Raw genomic sequence first — 15327 nt, forward strand, 5'->3', positions numbered from 1 at the left:
AGCCCCGCGAGCGTTCACCCGGCTCCAGCCGGACCGCGAGCGGTATCTCGCCGGCCCACGGGCGTTAACCCCGCCCCCGCCACGGGTAGTTGGCCCGCAAGGGGTCCACCGACCCCCTACGGGACCACCACCCACACCCCCTACGGGGCTCCCCGCCCCGCGCCCCCGGCCGCTCACTCCTCCGGCGGGAAGACCGCCTCGCCGCTGCCGGCCACGGTGAGGGTGATCGCCTCGACGGGGCACCCCTCGGCCGCGGCCAGCACCCCCTCGTCGGCATCCGTCTCGGGCGCCGCCGGGTGCGACTGCCGGGCGGTGTCCAGCCGGAAGCCCTCCGGCGCCGCCGCGGCGCACAGCCCCGAGCCGATGCAGACGCCCCGGTCCACCTCCACCTGCCAGCGGTCCCCCATCAGGCACCCGCCGGCAGATGGATCATCTTGTGCTCCAGGTAGGCGCCGAAGCCCTCGGGCCCGAACTCCCGCCCGATGCCGGAGTTCTTGTAGCCGCCGAACGGGCCGAGCATGTCGATGCTGAAGGTGTTCACCGAGTACGTACCCGTGCGCACCTGCCGCGCGATCTCGACGCCGTGGTCGACGTCTGCCGTCCATACGGAACCCGAGAGCCCGTAGTCGGAGTCGTTGGCGATCCGTACCGCCTCCGCCTCGTCGTCGTACGGCAGCAGGCAGATGACCGGGCCGAAGATCTCCTCGCGGGCGATCCGCATGGAGTTGGCGACCTCGCCGAAGAGGGTCGGCTCGACGTACCAGCCCGTCGGCTGTCCCTGGGGCCGGCCGCCGCCGGTGAGGAGCTTGGCGCCTTCCTTCCGGCCGAGCTCGATGTAGTCCAGTGAGCGCTCCTGCTGGCGGCGGGCGACCAGCGGGCCGAGTTCGGTGGCCGGATCCAGCGGGTCGCCGACGGTGAGCGCGGACGCCGCCGCGGTGAACCGTTCGGCGATCTCGTCGTAGTGGCTGCGCGGGGCGAGGATCCGCGTCTGGGCCACACAGGCCTGACCGTTGATCATCCAGGCGAACGGCACGATGCCGGCCACCGCGGCGTCCAGATCCGCGTCCGGCAGGATCACCGCCGCGGACTTCCCGCCCAGCTCCAGCGTGACGCGGCTGAGATTGCGGGCCGCGACCTCCATGACCCGCTTGCCCGCCGCCACCGATCCGGTGAACGAGATCTTGTCCACACCCGGGTGCCCGACCAGGTACTCGCTCACCTCGCGGTCCGCGGGCAGGATCGACAGCACCCCTTCCGGCAGCCCGGCCTCCGTCGCGATCTCCGCGAGGAGGTACGCGTCCAACGGGGTCTCCGGGGACACCTTCAGCACCACCGAGCAGCCGGCCAGCAGCGCCGGTGCGAGCTTGGCGGCGGCGGTGAACTGCGGGACGTTCCACGGCACCACGGCCGCGACCACCCCGGCCGGCTCCCGCCGCACCAGCAGCGGGCCCAGCACGCCGTTCCGCCGCTCCTCGAAGGGGAAGTCACGGGCCACCGTCAGCGCCGCGTCCCACACCAGCATCGCGGCCAGCGACTGCACCATGACGCCCGAGGTGAAGGGCGTGCCGTTCTCGGAGCTGATGACCTTGGCGATCTCCTCGCTGCGGGCGGCGAAGGCGTCCTTGATACGGGTCACCACCGCGATCCGGTCCGCCAACGGGGCGTTCGCCCACACCCCGGAGTCGAAGGACGAACGGGCCGCGGCCACCGCGCGGTCGACATCGGCGCGCGAGGCGTGCGGCACCCGGCCGATGACCTGCTCGGTGTGGGGCGAGACGACCTCGATCGTGTCCCGGCCGGCCGGGTCGGCCCACTCACCGCCTATGTAGAGCTTTCCGTGCTCGACGAGGTCGCTCATCGCTGCCGCCTCCTGCGGGTTGGCCGCCTGTTCGGCGATCCCTGACGGTTCCTGGGGCTCCCGGACGAGTCGGTCCCTCCCGGGATGCTTCCTGACGTGGCGTCAGGATCACGCACTGCATCAGAACTGATACCAGTTCTAGTTGGAGGAGTCCACGGCGCCGGCCGAATCCCAACTTCCCTGAGAAGAAGGGCCACTTCGAGCCGCAATGAAACCCGTTCTAGTTATAGTGAGGGCCGGGTACCAGGTGTATGCCACACCGAGAGGGGACCGGGATGACGACGCAGGTGACCGACCACAAGGGCGGGGTGTGGAGCATCGCCGTCCCCATCCCGGACAACCCGCTCGGCCACACCCTCGTCCACCTCCTGGAGACCGACCGCGGGCCGGTGCTCATCGACACCGGCTGGGACGACCCGGACTCCTGGGACACCCTCGTCGCCGGCATCGGCGCCTGCGGCTTCGCCCTCGCCGATCTCCACGGCGTCCTGATCACTCACCATCACCCCGACCACCACGGACTCTCCGCCAAGGTGCGGGCGGCCTCCGGCGCCTGGATCGCGATGCACGCCGCGGACACCGCCGTGGTCCGCCGCACCCGCGAGGCCGATCCGGGCCAATGGCTCGACCGTCTGACCGCCCGGCTCGCGGCGGCGGGCGCACCGGACGGACATCTGGCACCGCTGCGGAAGGCGCGCGCCGAAGGGCGCGGCCGGAAGCTGCCCGGACAGGGGGCCGCACTGCCGGACCGCGACATCGGCCCCGGCGAACTGCTCGATCTGCCGGGGCGACGGGTGCGTGCCATCTGGACACCCGGGCACACCCCGGGGCATGTGTGCCTCCATCTGGAGGAGGAGCACCCCTCGGGCGGGTCCCGCGGCTTCGGCCGGCTCTTCTCCGGCGACCATCTCCTCCCCGGCATCACCCCGCACATCGGCCTGTACGAGGACCCGGAGGGCGACGGGAGTCTGCCCCGCGAAGCCGGGACCGGGCGAGAAGTGGCGAGCCCGGCGGGCGCCCCCGACCCCCTGGGCGACTACCTCGACTCCCTCGCACACGTCGGCCGGCTCGCCCCCGCCGAGGTGCTGCCCGCCCACCAGCACGCCTTCACCGACGCGGGCGGACGTGTCCGCGAGCTGCTCGCCCACCACGAGGCGCGGCTCTCCCAGCTGCGGGCGCTGCTCCGCGAGCCCCGCACTGCCTGGCAGCTCGCCATGGCCATGGAGTGGAACCGCCCCTGGGACCAGATTCCCTACGCCTCCCGCAATATCGCCGTCTCGGAGGCGGAGGCCCATCTGCGCCGTCTGGTGAAGCAGGGGCAGGCGGAGCGGGTGCCCGGGTCCGATCCGGTGCGGTACCAGGCGGTGTGAGGGAGGGGAGCGCTGGTGCTCACCCGGGGCGCGCGGCCGGTTTCCGCCCCGCGCTGTGCCGGCTCGTACGTGCGAGCGAGTGCCCTGGCGGGCGCCGGTTAAGGTGTGCGGGACAACTTCATCCGTACCCGATCGGGGGAAGCCGGTGGAAATCCGGCGCTGACCCGCAACCGTGAGGACGGCCCCTCCACACCGCGCCCCGGCCCGGTGTGGACGGCCGTACGAGCCGGAGCACCCGACCGGGCACGACCAAGGCTCCCGCCACCGAACCCGCCGCCCGTGCGGACGGCCGGTGCGCGGCACCGTCGAGGTATACGGAGCTGAGCCCGGTGCCACCGTGCCCGATCCATGGATCGGTGCGCGGGTGGCCGGCCGAGCGCGGCTGCGTAGCATCCGCCGCGACCCGACCCGAGAGGCACCGACCCGATGGCCCCCATGGCTTCCATGGCTCACCAGGCCCCTTTGACGCATTCCGTCGCCTTCCTGGCGCGCCGCGCCGCCACGGCACTGGCGGCCGTGCTGGTGCTGGGCGCGGCCGCTGCCCCCGCCGCATACGCCGACTCCGCCGACGCCGCCGACTCCCCGCCCATGGCTCCCAAGAAGCTGCCCGACGGGCTGTACGGCTCCAAGGACCCGCAGTACGACGGGGTCTGGCGGCAGTCGCTCGCGCTGCTGGCCCAGGACACCGTGGGCGTGCGCCCCGCGGCGTCCGCCGTGAACTGGCTGGCCGGTCAGCAGTGCGCCGACGGCTCGTTCACCGCCTTCCGCGCCGAGCCGGGCAAGCCCTGCGACGCCAAGACCCTGCGGGACACCAACCCGACGGCCGCCGCGGTGCAGGCGCTGGCCGCGCTGGGCGGGCACGGCGACACTGTGAAGAAGGCCGTGGGCTGGCTGAAGTCGGTGCAGAACGAGGACGGCGGCTGGAGCTCGATGGCCGGCTCGGCCAGCGACGCCAACTCCACCTCCGTGGTCATCGGCGCGCTCGCGGCGGCGGGCGAGAAGCCGCAGTCCGTGACGTCGAAGAAGGGCGGCAAGTCCCCCTTCGACGGGCTGCTCACCTTCCAGCTCGGCTGTGCGGCGAAGGGGGACGAGCGCGGCGCGTTCGCCTTCCAGCTCAAGGGCGCGGCCCCGAACGCCGACGCCACCGCGGCCGCGGCGACCGGAGCGCGCGGCAAGGGCTTCGTCGTCGAGCCGGCCGGCAAGGGCGCGGACACCCCGGTCACGCCGCTGAGCTGCAAGGACGGGGACAAGGAAGGCAAGGGCGACAAGAAGGCGGGCGCCGACGACCCGGCACAGGCTGCCGAGGCCGGCGACGGCTACCTCGTCGCACAGTTCGACAAGAACGGACAGCATCTGCTCTCCGCGATGCCGGGCGCGGAGACGCAGCCCGACGTCGGCAACACCGCCGACGCCGTGGTGGCCCTGGCGGCCGGCGCACACGGCACCGCGGCCGCGAAGCCGCTGAAGTGGCTGGAGAAGAACTCGGCGGACTGGGCGAAGCAGAGCGGCCCCGCCGCCTACGCCCAGCTGGTGCTGGTCGCGCACGCCACCGGCACCGACCCCCGGTCCTTCGGCGGCACCGACCTGGTGGCCGCGCTCAACGCCACCGGCCCCGAGCCGGCCGCCGCGGCGAAGCAGGACACCAAGGACGCCGACGACGCCAAGGACGGCGGCGGCCTGGGCGTGGTGTGGGTCATCGGCGTCGGCCTCGCCATCGGCGCCGGCATCGGCTTCCTGCTCAGCAGCCGTAAGAAGAGCCGGCTCTGATGCGGCGCACCAGGATCGCCGGAGCCGTGCTGCTGGCCGGTGCGGTCACCGGTCTGGCCGCCGGGCCCGCCCAGGCGCAGGAGTACCGCTACTGGTCCTTCTGGGACGGGAAGGGCATCTCCTGGGCGTACGCCACCGAAGGGCCCGCCACGGTGCGGCCGGCCGACGGCGCGGTGGCGGGCTTCCGCTTCGCCGTCAGCGCCGACTCCGCCGCGGCCGGCAAGCCCCGTGCGGCCGCCGGTTTCGACGCGATCTGCCACGACACCCCCGCCAAGGACGGCCGCAAGCGGATCGGCATCGTCATCGACTTCGGCACCGCGGCGGACGCGCCCGGTGGCGAGCGGCCGCCGAAGGCCAGGACGGAGTGCGCCCAGGTGGCCGCGGACGCCTCGGCGGGGGAGGCGCTGGCGGCGGTCGCCCATCGGCTGCGCTATGACTCCAACGCCCTGCTGTGCGCCATCGCCGGCTATCCGAAGTCGGGGTGTGCGGACCAGGTGAAGGGCGCGGAGGAGCCCGCGTCCTCCGCTTCGCCGTCTTCGGAGGCGGCGGCTGACGGGGGCGACGCGAGTGGCGGGGGCGATGGTGGTCCGTCCGCCGGGCTGATCGGCGGTATTTCGGCCGTCGTCGTACTGGGCGCGGCGGCGGTGTGGCAGGCGCGCCGCCGACGCGGATGAGCGCCCCGCAGGCGACCCGTACCACCGCGCTGCACGCCGGCGCCTGGTGGCTGTGGGCGCTCGGTCTGGCCACCGCGGCCTCCCGCACCACCGATCCGCTGCTGCTGGGGCTGCTGGTGGGGGTGGCCGGTTATGTCGTCGCGGCCCGCCGTACGGAGGCGCCGTGGGCGCGTTCGTACGGCGCGTTCGTCAAGCTCGGCCTGGTCGTGATCGCCGTCCGGCTGGCCTTCGCCTTCTTCCTCGGCTCGCCGATTCCCGGTATCCACACCCTTGTCACGCTGCCCGAAGTACCGCTGCCGGACTGGGCGAAGGGCGTCCGGATCGGCGGCCGGGTCACCGCGGAGGGCATGGTCTTCGCGCTGTACGACGGGCTGAAACTGGCCACCCTCCTCATCTGCGTGGGCGCCGCCAACGCGCTCGCCAACCCAGCCCGGCTGCTGAAGTCCCTGCCGGGTGCGCTCTACGAGGCGGGCGTCGCGGTCGTCGTCGCGATGACCTTCGCACCGAACCTGGTCGCCGATGTCCAGCGGCTGCGCGCCGCCCGGCGGCTGCGCGGCCGCCCCGACCGTGGTGTCAAGGCGCTCCTCCAGGTCGGACTGCCCGTTCTGGAGGGCGCGCTGGAGCGCTCGGTGGCGCTGGCCGCGGCCATGGACGCGCGCGGCTACGGCCGTAGCGCCGAGGTACCGCCGGCCGTACGGCACCTCACCTCCGTCCTCACCCTCGGCGGGCTGCTCGGCATCTGCGCGGGTACGTACGGGCTGCTGGCCGACTCCGGGGGCGGCTACGGGGTGCCGCTGCTGCTCGCCGGGCTGGCGGCGGCGCTCGCCGGGCTGTGGCTCGGCGGCCGCCGGTCGGTGCGCAGCCGCTACCGGCCCGACCGGTGGGGCGTCCGCGCCTGGCTGGTCGCGGGCTCCGGCATCGCCGTCGCCGCCCTGATGATCTGGGCGAACGACTATGCCCCCGCCGCCCTCCACCCGCCCGCCGTCCCGCTCACCGCCCCCGTCCTCCCGCTCTGGCCGGCTGTCTCCGTGCTCGTGGGGCTGCTGCCCGCGTTCGTCGCCCCGCTCCCGTCGGGCGCGGACCGGGCGGACCGAGGGGAGCGGGCCGACCGGGCTGACCGGGCCGCGGCCCGTGGCCGTGCCCCCGCTGTCGATCCGCGCATGAAGGAGCCCACCCAGTGATCCGGTTCGAGCAGGTCTCGGTCACCTACGGCGACGCCGCGGCGCCCGCCGTCCAGGGCATCGACCTGACCGTCCCCGAGGGCGAACTGTGCCTCCTCGTCGGCCCCTCCGGCGTCGGCAAGTCCACCGTCCTGAACGCCGTCTGCGGCCTGGTCCCGCACTTCACCGGCGGCACCCTGCGCGGCCGGGTCACCGTCGACGGCCGGGACACCCGCACCCACAAACCGCGCGAACTGGCCGATGTCGTCGGCACCGTGGGCCAGGACCCGCTGGCCCACTTCGTCACCGACACCGTCGAGGACGAACTCGCCTACGGTATGGAGTCGCTGGGCCTGGCCCCCGACGTGATGCGCCGCCGCGTCGAGGAAACCCTGGACCTGCTGAGCCTGGCCGACCTGCGCGACCGCGCCCTCACCACCCTCTCGGGCGGCCAGCGGCAGCGGGTGGCGATCGGGTCGGTCCTCACCACCCACCCCAAGGTCCTGGTCCTCGACGAGCCGACCTCGGCACTCGACCCCGCCGCCGCCGAAGAGGTCCTCTCCGTACTCCAGCGCCTGGTCCACGACCTCGGCACCACGGTGCTGCTGGCCGAACACCGCCTGGAGCGCGTGGTCCAGTACGCCGACCACGTCATCCTGCTCCCCGCTCCCGGCGCGCCCCCCGTCATGGGCACCCCGGCCGACATCATGGCCGTCTCCCCCGTCCACCCCCCGGTGGTGGCCCTCGGCCGCCTCGCCCGGTGGTCCCCCCTCCCCCTCTCCGTACGCGATGCCCGCCGCAAGGCCGCACCGCTGCGCGAGCGGCTGACGGGCGTCACGCCCAAGGCGCCGGGGGGCGGCGTGAGGGGGGATGCGGGGGGCGCTGCGACCGCGTCGGCATCTGCTGGCGCAGGCTCCCGGGCCGAGCCGGCCGCGGCCGTTTCCGGGCTCGGTGTCCGGCGCGGGCGGACCGAGGCGCTGCACCAGGTGGATCTCACCGTGCGGCGCGGCGAGACCCTGGCCCTGATGGGGCGTAACGGTGCGGGGAAGTCCACCCTCCTCACCACCCTCGTCGGCATGCACCCACCGGCCTCCGGCACCGTGCGGGTCGGCGCCGCCACACCGCACCGCACCAGCCCCCGCACCCTCCTGCGGCATGTCGGCCTGGTCCCCCAGGAACCTCGTGACCTCCTGTACGCGGACACCGTCGCCGCGGAGTGCGCCGCGGCCGACCAGGACGCGGGCGCCGCCGCCGGCAGTTGCCGGGCCCTGGTGACGCAGCTGCTGCCGGATGTCCCGGACTCCGTTCACCCCCGGGATCTGTCCGAGGGCCAACGGCTCGCCCTCGCCCTTGCGGTCGTGCTGACCGCCCGGCCTCCGCTGCTCCTTCTCGACGAGCCCACCCGCGGCCTGGACTACGCCGCCAAGGCCCGTCTGGTCGAGGTGCTGCGCGCACTGGCCGCCGAGGGCCACGCCATCATCCTGGCCACCCATGACGTGGAACTCGCCGCCGAACTGGCCCATCGTGTCGTCATCCTCGCCGACGGCGAGATCGTCGCCGACGGCCCCACCGAGGAGGTCGTGGTCTCCTCCCCCTCCTTCGCACCGCAGGTCGCCAAGGTCCTGGCGCCGCTGCCCTGGCTGACCGTTCCTCAGGTGGCCGACGCCCTGGAGGCCACCGGATGAGCGCGCACCCGCACCGGACGGACGGCGACGGGCCCCGCACCGGCTCCGGGGCCAACCCCGGCCGCCAGGTCCGTGCCGTACGGCTCGGCCCCCGCTCCGTCGCCGCCCTGGTGCTCATCTCGGCCATCGGTGTGATGGCCTTCGGCTGGCCGCTGCTCGCCGACTCCGCCTCCGGGCTCGCCCATTCCAAGGACGCGCCCTGGCTGTTCGCCGCGCTGCTGCCGATGCTGCTCGCCGTCGTCGTGGCGACCATCGCCGACACCGGCCTGGACGCGAAGGCCATCGCCATGCTCGGAGTGCTGGCCGCGGCCGGGGCCGCGATGCGCCCGCTGGGCGCGGGGACGGCCGGTATCGAGCCGATGTTCTTCCTGATGGTGCTGTCGGGACGCGTGCTCGGCCCCGGCTTCGGGTTCGTGCTGGGTTCGGTGGCGATGTTCGCGTCGGCGCTGCTGACCGGCGGGGTCGGCCCCTGGATGCCGTTCCAGATGCTGACGATGGGGTGGGTGTCGATGGGCGCCGGCCTGCTGCCGGGGCCCGACCGGCTGCGCGGCCGCCGTGAACTGGCCGTGCTCGCCGCCTATGGAGCCGTCTCCGCCGTCCTCTACGGCCTGATCATGAACCTCCAGGGCTGGCCCTATATCGCCGGCATGGCCTCGGGGGTCTCCTTCGTCCCCGGCGACCCGCTCGACCAGAACCTCGCCCGCTATATCGCCTACTGCCTCGCCACCTCCCTCGGCTGGGACCTCCCCCGTGCCCTGGTCACCGTGGTCCTCACCTGCACGCTGGGCGGCACCGTCCTCAAGGCCCTGCGCCGCGCCACCCGCCGCGCGGCCTTCGACGTCCCCGTCTCCTTCACTCCCGATCCGCCCCGAGGGTCCGCCTCTTCGTGACCGGGGCCGTGCTGCCCGTGACCACAACCGCCACAGCCGCTACAGCCGCTACAGCCGCTGGATGATCGTCCCCGTCGCCAGTGCCCCGCCCGCGCACATGGTGATCAGGGCGAATTCCTTGTCCCTGCGTTCGAGTTCATGGAGTGCGGTGGTGATCAGCCGGGCGCCGGTGGCGCCGACCGGATGGCCCAGGGCGATCGCGCCGCCGTTCACATTCACCTTCTCCAGGTCCTGCTCGAAGACCTGCGCCCAGGAGAGGACGACGGAGGCGAAGGCTTCGTTGATCTCGACGAGATCGATGTCCCTGAGGGACATCCCGGCCTTGCCGAGCACGGCGCGGGTGGCGTCGATGGGGCCGTCCAGGTGGAAGTGCGGATCGGAGCCGACCAGCGCCTGGGCCACGATGCGGGCCCGTGGCTTGAGCTTGAGGGCGCGTGCCATGCGCTTGGAGGCCCACATCACCGCGGCGGCGCCGTCGGAGATCTGCGAGGAGTTGCCCGCCGTGTGGACGGCGGTCGGCATCACGGGCTTGAGGCCGGCCAGCGCCTCCATGCTGGTGTCGCGCAGCCCCTCGTCGTGGTCGACCAGCCGCCACATGCCCTGGCCCGCGGCCTGTTCGTCCTCGGTGGTGGGGACCTGGACGGCGAAGGTCTCCCGTTTGAAGCGTTCCTCGGCCCAGGCGGCGGCCGCCCGCTCCTGGGAGATCAGGCCGAGCGAGTCGACGTTCTCGCGGGTCAGCCCCCGGTTGCGGGCGATGCGTTCGGCCGCTTCGAACTGGTTGGGCAGGTCGACGTTCCACTCGTCGGGCCAGGGCTTGCCGGGGCCGTGCTTGGAGCCGCTGCCGAGCGGCACCCGGGACATCGCCTCGACACCGCAGCCGATACCGATGTCGATGACACCGCCCGCGATCATGTTGGCCACCAGGTGGTTGGCCTGCTGGGAGGAGCCGCACTGGCAGTCCACGGTGGTCGCGGCGGTCTCGTACGGCAGGCCCATCGCCAGCCAGGCGTTGCGTGCCGGGTTCATGGACTGCTCACCGGCGTGGGTGACGGTGCCGCCGACGATCTGTTCGACGCAGTCGGGCTGGATGCCGGTACGGGCGAGGAGTTCGCGGTAGGTCTCGCCCAGGAGGTAGGCGGGGTGCAGATTGGCGAGCGCGCCTCCGCGCTTGCCGATGGGGGTGCGTACTGCTTCGACGATGACGGGTTCCGCGGCCATGACTGACTCGTCCTCTCCTCACGTCCGCGGGCGTCCCGGCACCCACGGAAGAAGAACTAGTACGCGTTCTAGTTCTACAAACAGTCTTATGAGCCGCCCCCCGCGGCGCAAGGGGCGTGCAACACCGTTGTCCGCAACGGGAGTCGCCGCACCCCTTGCCTCTTGTAGAACTCGTTACTACCTTCACCGCGACCCATACCTGATGAGCCGTCAGAAGAGGGACCAGGAGTCGCCGATGCCATGCCCCGCGTTGCCCGAAGGGTTCGACTTCACCGACCCCGACGTCTACCAGTCCCGCGTCCCGCTCCCCGAGTTCGCGCAGCTGCGGCAGACCGCGCCCGTGTGGTGGAACGCCCAGCCGCACGGCATCGCCGGCTTCGGTGACGACGGCTATTGGGCAGTCACCCGCCATCAGGACGTCAAGGAGGTGTCCACGAAACCGGACATCTTCTCCGCGAACCTCAACACCTCGATCATCCGCTTCAACGCGTCCATGACCCGCGACCAGATCGACGTACAGAAACTGATCATGCTGAACATGGACCCGCCCGAGCACACCAGGGTCCGCCAGATCGTGCAGCGCGGCTTCACCCCGCGCTCGATCCGTGCCCTGGAGGACGCGCTGCGCGACCGGGCGGCGCAGATCGTCGCCGAGGCCCGCCGGAAGGACTCCGGGGACTTCGTCACCGATGTCGCCTGCGAACTTCCCCTTCAGGCCATCGCGGAGCTCATCGGCATCCCGCAGGACGACCGGGCCCGCATCTTCGACTGGTCGAACAAGATGGTCGCCTACGACGATCCGGAACTGGCGATCACCGAAGAGGTCGGCGTCAACGCCGCCATGGAGCTGATCTCGTATGCGATGAACCTCGCCGCGGCACGCAAGGAATGCCCGGCCAAGGACATCGTCAGCCAGCTGGTGGCGGCGGAGCACGAGGGGAATCTCGGCTCCGACGAGTTCGGCTTCTTCGTGCTGCTGCTGGCGGTGGCCGGCAACGAGACCACGCGCAACGCCATCACCCACGGGATGCACGCCTTCCTCACCCACCCCGACCAGTGGGAGCTCTACAAGCGCGAGCGTCCCGCGACGGCGGCCGAGGAGATCGTGCGATGGGCGACGCCGGTGGTCTCCTTCCAGCGCACCGCCACCCAGGACACCGAACTGGGCGGCGCGCAGATCAAGAAGGGCCAGCGGGTGGGGATCTTCTACTCCTCGGCCAACAACGACCCGGAGGTCTTCGACCACCCCGAGGTCTTCGACATCACCCGCGACCCCAACCCCCACCTGGGCTTCGGCGGCGGCGGACCGCACTTCTGCCTCGGTAAGTCCCTTGCCGTCCTGGAGATCAACCTGATCTTCAACGCGCTCGCGGACGTGACGCCCGGCATCTCCCTGGCGGGCGATCCGCGCCGACTCCGCTCGGCCTGGCTCAACGGCGTCAAGGAGCTACAGGTTCACTACGGTTGACGGGCCGGACCGCCGGGCGGCCGGGCCGCCGGGCCGCCGCGTGGGGCACGGCGAGCGGCCGCACGGCGAGCAGTGAACCGCGAGCGATCGCACGGCAAGCAACGCGCGGCGAAAGCCGGACCAGCGGTATGTCCGAAAACGGTTCCGCCGCCAACCTTGCCAGTTGTCATGGGCAGACTTACATTCAACTCGCCAGTAACACTCGGCAGTTCGGCATTTTCGCGCACAGCTCGGCGGCGTGCACCCCCGAGCCGCACGTTCTCCCCCATGTATGCACACGGCGGCTCCCCGGCGCGTTTTGAGTACCACGCGCACCCTGCGCATCAGCACTCCCCCACACGTTTCGGCAGTGCGCTCCACCGCTCTTCGAAGGGGACATACCGTTATGAAGGACGCACACGGCAGACCTGTCACGGGGCGCATCAGCTGGCGGAAGTTCGCCGTGCTGTCCGTCCCGGCCCTCGCCGGCACCGCCGCCCTGGGCATCGCCCTGGCCAACGGGGCGCTGGCGGCATCATTCGCCGTCTCGGGACAGCAGTTCAAGGTCTCCGCGGACAGCCTCACGGGCAAGGGATTCGCCCAGTACGGCGGTGTGGACGCGAACGCCAGGGGAGATCTCCTGCCGGTCGCCGTCACCGCCATCAAGACGGCCGAGCTGGACCATCTGTGCCAGTCGGTCGTCACCCACCTGCCGGTCATCGGCGATATCTCGCTCAACCTCAGCGCCGGAACGGGCAGCAGGCCCGTCGAGGCGAGAGATCTCTTCGTGGACGCCACCCAGCTCTCCGGCAACGCGTCCTTCCACAACATCGAGATCGGCCGGGACGCCTCCACCCTGGACAAGGGCCCCGACACCGCCCAGGGCATGCAGGACCTCTTCGCCCAGCAGGCCGACGACATCAACATCAACAACCTCCGGCAGACCGCCTGGGCGACCAACGCGGGCACCTTCAAACTGTCCGGCCTGAGCATGAAGATCTCCAAGGGCAAGAAGGAATGCTTCTGACCTGGCGGCGCTGGCGGAGAGGGCGGCCCTTCTGGGGCGGTCTGGCGGCCGTCATCGCCGGCGCCGAGATCTGCGCCATCCCCCTGGCGCCGCTGAAGATCATGCTGCAACAGGGCATTGCCGGTATCCCGTCGGTACTGATGGGGCTGGTGATGATCGTGATGGGGCTCTCGGCGTGGTTCGCGCCGCACTACCGGGGCCTCGCGGGCGTGCTCACCGTGCTGTGCGCGGCGGCCGCGCTGGTGATGTCCAACCTCGGCGGCTTTCTGATCGGCACCGTCATCGGGATTCTCGGCGGCTCGATGATCTTTGCCTGGCAGCCGGTCGTGCCTGCGGAACCCGAAACCGCGGCCACACCCGAGACCGCCGCCGAGCCCGGCGCACCCGCACCCGCACCCGCACCCGCACCCGCACCCGCACCCGCACCCGCACCCGCACCCGCACCCAGCGAGCCGTAGCCGGCGGGCCGTAGCCCCCTGCCGCCCGTCGCGCGGCGCCAGCCCGTACGCGTACCCCCACACCCTCGTCCGCGTACGGGCCCCGAGCGCTGCCCGCACCACCCGCCGCACCACTCCTCCGGCACCACCCCTCATAAGGAGACCCACGATGACGATGACGCAGCCCGCCCGGCGTACGCCCCGTCAGCGCGCCTTACTCACCGCCGGCACCGGGATCGTCGCGGCCCTCGGCCTGTCGCTCGCCATGACGACCGCGGCGACGGCACAGCCCGCCGGGACGCCGTCCGCCGCGGCGGCCACGACCGTGAGCCCCGCTGGTCACGGCTTCACCGCCACGCTCAGCGGCAAGGCCACCTTCAAGGCCGGTTCGGTGACCGTCACTTGTACGACCTCGTCCTCCAGCGGGCAGGTCCCCGACGCGCCCGGCAACCACAACCCGGACGGCCCGGTGAGCAGTTCCACCACCCCGGCGACCTACGGCTCCTGTACGACGAGCATGCCCGGTGTCAGCGCGACCGTCACCACGAGCGGGGCCTGGGGCGTGGCCATGCAGAACGGGGCGCCGGTGACCGCCGGACTGACCATCCCCGTAGGCGGGTTCGTGCTCAAGACCAGCGGTCTCGCGTCCTGCACGGTGACCGCGGCGCCCACCTCGGCGGCGACGGTGAACGGCACCTGGACCAACGGCGCGCCGTCCACGCTCGCCTTCGCCAACGCGTCGGTCCCGGTGAAGGTGACCGGCGGTTTCGGCTGCCCGACCAGCTCGACCAGCTCGACGTTCAACGCCGTCTACCAGGTCGGCGACACCACCGACCCCGCGTCCCAGATCACCGTCACCGGCTGAGCCGCGGTCCCGCCACGGGTGACGGCCGCCGCGCGCGGGCGTCACCCGTTCCCGTCCCGTGGTGGGCCGTTGCCCCCTCAGCGCGCGGTCAGGCCGACGGCCGTCATGGCCAGCAGCGCGGCAACGGCCACCGAGCCGCTCAGGAGCGCGGTGATCAGCCGTCGCCGCAGGGCCCGGTAGACGCCTTCGTATTCGGTCCGCAGGGTGGCGCTGCGGACCGAAATGCGCTCCAGATAGGCCCGCGAGGCGTCGCGCTGGTCCTGGCAGTAGCGCAGTTCCACTTCCCGTCGCTGGGAATCGGTGAGCCAGGGCAGACCGGCGCAGAAGGCCTCCGCCCGGGTGCGGGCCCGGTCCTTCTCCGCCTCCCAGAGGAGAAATCCCTCGATCTCATTGATGGCCTGGTCGTGGTTCTGTTCCCGGTCCCGGTCCCGGTCCCGGTCCTGTTCCTGGTCCTGGTCCTGGTCCTGGTACATCCACATGTCGCCGCTTCGCCTGCCCTCGCTCATGTGCGTGCTCCGATTCCGGTGGCGGGCGCGTTCTCGGTATCCGCCAGGGCCTCGATGCCGCGGCCGATCTCCGGGTGGTGCAGGTCGAACGCCGGAGATTCGGAGCGAATACGCGGCAGGGTGAGGAAGTTGTGCCGCGGCGGCGGGCAGGACGTCGCCCACTCCAGCGAACGGCCGTAGCCCCAGGGGTCGTCGACCTCGATCTTCTCGCCGTACTTCGCCGTCTTCCAGACGTTGTAGAAAAACGGCAGGAGGGAGAGCCCGAGAAGGAAGGAGAAGATACTGGAGACGGTGTTCAGGGCGGTGAATCCGTCGGCGGCGAGATAGTCGGGAATGCGGCGGATCATGCCCTCGGCGCCCAGCCAGTGCTGGACGAGGAAGGTGCCATGGAAGCCCACGAACAGCGTCCAGAAAGTGATCTTT

General features: G+C 72.0%; 15 protein-coding genes and 1 riboswitch. Of the genes, 10 read left to right on the top strand and 5 right to left on the bottom strand.

Features of this window, described 5'->3' with window-relative positions:
- Nucleotides 1-173: 173 nt before the first annotated feature.
- Both M8I34_RS33620 and M8I34_RS33625 read right to left on the bottom strand, forming a co-directional pair.
- Nucleotides 174-407, bottom strand: a complete 234-nt coding sequence (locus tag M8I34_RS33620; RefSeq protein ID WP_244415016.1) for a ferredoxin — start codon at nucleotides 405-407, stop codon at nucleotides 174-176.
- Complete coding sequence (locus M8I34_RS33625; protein ID WP_250056121.1) at nucleotides 407-1858, bottom strand: aldehyde dehydrogenase; 1452 nt, start codon at nucleotides 1856-1858, stop codon at nucleotides 407-409. The genes M8I34_RS33620 and M8I34_RS33625 overlap by 1 nt, the downstream gene beginning before the upstream one ends.
- Nucleotides 1859-2133: 275 nt before the next feature.
- On the opposite strand from M8I34_RS33625, the gene M8I34_RS33630 reads away from it, so the two are divergent.
- The 6 genes from M8I34_RS33630 (at nucleotide 2134) to M8I34_RS33655 (ending at nucleotide 9404) form a co-directional block, all read left to right on the top strand.
- A complete protein-coding gene (locus tag M8I34_RS33630; RefSeq protein ID WP_250056123.1) occupies nucleotides 2134-3228 on the top strand; it encodes an MBL fold metallo-hydrolase in 1095 nt (364 codons plus the stop codon).
- Nucleotides 3229-3363: 135 nt separating this feature from the next.
- A riboswitch (cobalamin riboswitch) is annotated at nucleotides 3364-3465 on the top strand.
- Nucleotides 3466-3654: 189 nt separating this feature from the next.
- Nucleotides 3655-4995, top strand: coding sequence for a prenyltransferase/squalene oxidase repeat-containing protein (locus M8I34_RS33635; RefSeq protein WP_250056125.1), 1341 nt, complete (start codon nucleotides 3655-3657; stop codon nucleotides 4993-4995).
- Nucleotides 4995-5669, top strand: a complete 675-nt coding sequence (locus tag M8I34_RS33640) for an SCO2322 family protein (RefSeq protein WP_250056127.1) — start codon at nucleotides 4995-4997, stop codon at nucleotides 5667-5669. The genes M8I34_RS33635 and M8I34_RS33640 overlap by 1 nt, the downstream gene beginning before the upstream one ends.
- The gene (locus tag M8I34_RS33645; protein ID WP_250056129.1) at nucleotides 5666-6850 is read left to right on the top strand and encodes a CbiQ family ECF transporter T component; all 1185 of its coding nucleotides are present in this window, start codon (nucleotides 5666-5668) and stop codon (nucleotides 6848-6850) included. Before M8I34_RS33640 ends, M8I34_RS33645 begins: the two co-directional genes overlap by 4 nt.
- Entirely contained in the window at nucleotides 6847-8514 is a 1668-nt protein-coding gene (locus M8I34_RS33650) for an ABC transporter ATP-binding protein (protein ID WP_250056132.1), read from the top strand. Before M8I34_RS33645 ends, M8I34_RS33650 begins: the two co-directional genes overlap by 4 nt.
- Nucleotides 8511-9404, top strand: a complete 894-nt coding sequence (locus M8I34_RS33655; RefSeq protein ID WP_250056134.1) for an ECF transporter S component — start codon at nucleotides 8511-8513, stop codon at nucleotides 9402-9404. The genes M8I34_RS33650 and M8I34_RS33655 overlap by 4 nt, the downstream gene beginning before the upstream one ends.
- 48 nt (nucleotides 9405-9452) lie before the next feature.
- Here M8I34_RS33655 and M8I34_RS33660 read toward each other — a convergent pair whose 3' ends face one another.
- On the bottom strand, nucleotides 9453-10622 hold the full coding sequence (locus tag M8I34_RS33660) for a steroid 3-ketoacyl-CoA thiolase (RefSeq protein ID WP_250056136.1): 1170 nt from the start codon (nucleotides 10620-10622) through the stop codon (nucleotides 9453-9455).
- Between the two features lie 235 nt (nucleotides 10623-10857).
- Here M8I34_RS33660 and M8I34_RS33665 point away from each other — a divergent pair, with 235 nt between their 5' ends.
- From M8I34_RS33665 to M8I34_RS33680, 4 genes are all read left to right on the top strand, one after another.
- Entirely contained in the window at nucleotides 10858-12090 is a 1233-nt protein-coding gene (locus M8I34_RS33665) for a cytochrome P450 (protein WP_250056138.1), read from the top strand.
- Between the two features lie 385 nt (nucleotides 12091-12475).
- Nucleotides 12476-13096 (top strand): DUF6230 family protein, encoded by a 621-nt coding sequence (locus tag M8I34_RS33670; protein ID WP_244415007.1) that lies wholly within the window; start codon nucleotides 12476-12478, stop codon nucleotides 13094-13096.
- A complete protein-coding gene (locus tag M8I34_RS33675; RefSeq protein WP_250056140.1) occupies nucleotides 13087-13554 on the top strand; it encodes a DUF6114 domain-containing protein in 468 nt (155 codons plus the stop codon). The genes M8I34_RS33670 and M8I34_RS33675 overlap by 10 nt, the downstream gene beginning before the upstream one ends.
- A 148-nt stretch (nucleotides 13555-13702) precedes the next feature.
- Nucleotides 13703-14398 carry a hypothetical protein gene (locus M8I34_RS33680; protein WP_250056142.1) on the top strand — a complete coding sequence of 232 codons (696 nt, stop codon included), beginning with the start codon at nucleotides 13703-13705 and terminating at the stop codon, nucleotides 14396-14398.
- A gap of 77 nt (nucleotides 14399-14475) precedes the next feature.
- Here M8I34_RS33680 and M8I34_RS33685 read toward each other — a convergent pair whose 3' ends face one another.
- Both M8I34_RS33685 and M8I34_RS33690 read right to left on the bottom strand, forming a co-directional pair.
- Entirely contained in the window at nucleotides 14476-14904 is a 429-nt protein-coding gene (locus M8I34_RS33685) for a hypothetical protein (protein WP_250056144.1), read from the bottom strand.
- Nucleotides 14901-15327, bottom strand: a 427-nt coding sequence (locus M8I34_RS33690; protein WP_374211025.1) for a cbb3-type cytochrome c oxidase subunit I, incomplete at its 5' end; no start/stop codon positions are given. The genes M8I34_RS33690 and M8I34_RS33685, both read right to left, overlap by 4 nt.

Origin of the sequence: Streptomyces sp. MCA2 (assembly GCF_023544705.1) — a bacterium.
In the GTDB taxonomy this organism is placed as follows: Bacteria; Actinomycetota; Actinomycetes; order Streptomycetales; family Streptomycetaceae; genus Streptomyces; species Streptomyces decoyicus.

Excerpts from the sequence above, each read along its gene's own strand:
- M8I34_RS33665 (WP_250056138.1), top strand. The coding sequence starts at position 10,858 with ATGCCATGCCCCGCGTTGCCCGAAGGGTTCGACTTCACCGACCCCGAC.
- M8I34_RS33645 (WP_250056129.1), top strand. The coding sequence starts at position 5,666 with ATGAGCGCCCCGCAGGCGACCCGTACCACCGCGCTGCACGCCGGCGCC.
- M8I34_RS33640 (WP_250056127.1), top strand. The coding sequence starts at position 4,995 with ATGCGGCGCACCAGGATCGCCGGAGCCGTGCTGCTGGCCGGTGCGGTC.
- M8I34_RS33655 (WP_250056134.1), top strand. The coding sequence starts at position 8,511 with ATGAGCGCGCACCCGCACCGGACGGACGGCGACGGGCCCCGCACCGGC.
- M8I34_RS33675 (WP_250056140.1), top strand. The coding sequence starts at position 13,087 with ATGCTTCTGACCTGGCGGCGCTGGCGGAGAGGGCGGCCCTTCTGGGGC.
- M8I34_RS33660 (WP_250056136.1), bottom strand. The coding sequence starts at position 10,622 with ATGGCCGCGGAACCCGTCATCGTCGAAGCAGTACGCACCCCCATCGGC.
- M8I34_RS33670 (WP_244415007.1), top strand. The coding sequence starts at position 12,476 with ATGAAGGACGCACACGGCAGACCTGTCACGGGGCGCATCAGCTGGCGG.
- M8I34_RS33625 (WP_250056121.1), bottom strand. The coding sequence starts at position 1,858 with ATGAGCGACCTCGTCGAGCACGGAAAGCTCTACATAGGCGGTGAGTGG.
- M8I34_RS33630 (WP_250056123.1), top strand. The coding sequence starts at position 2,134 with ATGACGACGCAGGTGACCGACCACAAGGGCGGGGTGTGGAGCATCGCC.
- M8I34_RS33635 (WP_250056125.1), top strand. The coding sequence starts at position 3,655 with ATGGCCCCCATGGCTTCCATGGCTCACCAGGCCCCTTTGACGCATTCC.
- M8I34_RS33620 (WP_244415016.1), bottom strand. The coding sequence starts at position 407 with ATGGGGGACCGCTGGCAGGTGGAGGTGGACCGGGGCGTCTGCATCGGC.
- M8I34_RS33685 (WP_250056144.1), bottom strand. The coding sequence starts at position 14,904 with ATGAGCGAGGGCAGGCGAAGCGGCGACATGTGGATGTACCAGGACCAG.
- M8I34_RS33680 (WP_250056142.1), top strand. The coding sequence starts at position 13,703 with ATGACGATGACGCAGCCCGCCCGGCGTACGCCCCGTCAGCGCGCCTTA.